The organism is Microbacterium sp. (assembly GCF_049661145.1).
In the GTDB taxonomy this organism is placed as follows: Bacteria; Actinomycetota; Actinomycetes; order Actinomycetales; family Microbacteriaceae; genus Microbacterium.
In genome coordinates, this window is record NZ_JBASZT010000189.1 from 1 (window position 1) to 1598 (window position 1598).

Genomic DNA, 1598 nt, shown 5'->3' on the forward strand with positions numbered 1-1598 from the left:
GGCCACGGCATCCGCGATCTGCTCGCCGCGCTCGTCGACGAGCGCCGGGTCGATGCGGACGAGCCGGGAGATGTCTGCGGCGGTGCGGACGGGCCGCGCGAACACGGGGCCGCGCCCGGCCACGATCTCCACCTCGACGCCGACGAGGTGCAGCGGCACGATGATGTCGCTGAAGAAGACGGCGGCGTCGACGCCGTGGCGACGCACCGGCTGCAGCGTGATCTCGCTCGCAAGAGCGGGGTCGAGGCACGCGTCCAGCATCGTCCCGGTCTGGCGGAGCGCGCGGTACTCCGGGAGGGAACGCCCTGCCTGCCGCATGAACCACACCGGGGTGACGTCGGGGCGATCCCCCCTGAGCGCCCGCACCAGGCGGGAGGTGCCGGCAGCATCGAGAGGGCGAGCGGCGGTGGCAGCGGCGGAAGGGATGATGAGGCTCCTATGAGGTATGCGCAGCGGTGTCGCAGGCGGTTTCGCACGGCTCGTCTGCGCGAGGGTTCTGTGCGGCGGGTCTGCGGAAGTTAATCGTTATACTAGCGCCCGTGCTCGTCTGCCTGTCCGCCCACCAGCGCACCACACCGCTCGAGGCCCTGGAGCGACTGTCTGTGGTCGGCGATGGCGTCGCCGGCGACCTGACGGCGACGCACGAGACGATCCGCGGGGCCGTCGTGCTCGCGACCTGCAACCGGTTCGAGGCCTACTTCGACCTGACCGATGAGTCCGAGCATGCCTCCCCCGTGCCGGCGATGGATGCCGTGATGGAGCGCCTCTCCACCCTCGCCGATCTTCCCTTCCGCGACGTACGCGAGACGGTCGATTTCGCGCACGGCAACCACGTCGCGCAGCACCTGTTCGCCGTCGCGTCGGGCCTTGACTCGGTCGCGGTGGGCGAGGACGAGATTGCCGGTCAAGTGCGGCGTGCCCTCGACACCGCACGCGGCGCCGGCGCGACCACCCCGTCGCTGGAGCAGCTGTTCCAGCGCGCCACTGAAACCTCGCGCGCCGTGAAGAACTCGACGCGGCTCGGTGAATCGGGCCGCTCCCTCGTGCGCCTCGCGGTCGAGCTGGCGGGCTCGCGCGTCGAGTCCTGGGAGCACGCGAGGGTGCTGCTGATCGGTACGGGACGTTACGCCGCGGCATCCCTCGCCGCCCTCCGCGCCGTCGGTGCCGTCGACGTGCGCGTGCACTCCCTCTCCGCGTGGGAGGGCCGCTCGGGCAGGTTCGCACACCGCGAGCACCTGATCCCCGTCGCGGCAGAGGACTTCGCGGCCGAGGCCGCGCGCGCCGACGTCATCGTCAGTTGTACCAACACGACCGACACCTACGCGCTCGACGTCGAACGCCACGGCGCGGCACGGGCCGGCATCACCACACCGCAGCTCGTGATCGACCTCGGGATGCCGCGCAACATCGATCCCGGCCTGCGTTCGCTGCCCGGGATCGAGCTGCTCGACCTCGACACGATCCGCGTACACGCACCGCTCGACGAGTTCGCGGAGCTCGACGAGGCCCGGCTGATCGTCCGCACCGCCGCGCAGCGCCACGCGATGGCGCGTCGCGTGCACGAGGTCGCCCCCGCCGTCGTCGACCTGCGCGCGCAC

Annotated in this window: 2 protein-coding genes; one reads left to right on the forward strand and one right to left on the reverse strand. The window is 71.5% G+C overall.

Annotated elements, in window-relative coordinates; all coding sequences use genetic code 11:
* Positions 1–369: uroporphyrinogen decarboxylase family protein (locus WBP48_RS08205; protein ID WP_424438780.1), on the reverse strand; the 369-nt coding region annotated here is incomplete at its 3' end.
* A 170-nt stretch (positions 370–539) separates the two neighbouring features.
* Here WBP48_RS08205 and WBP48_RS08210 point away from each other — a divergent pair.
* On the forward strand, positions 540–1598 hold a 1059-nt coding region (locus WBP48_RS08210; protein WP_424438777.1), incomplete at its 3' end, for a glutamyl-tRNA reductase.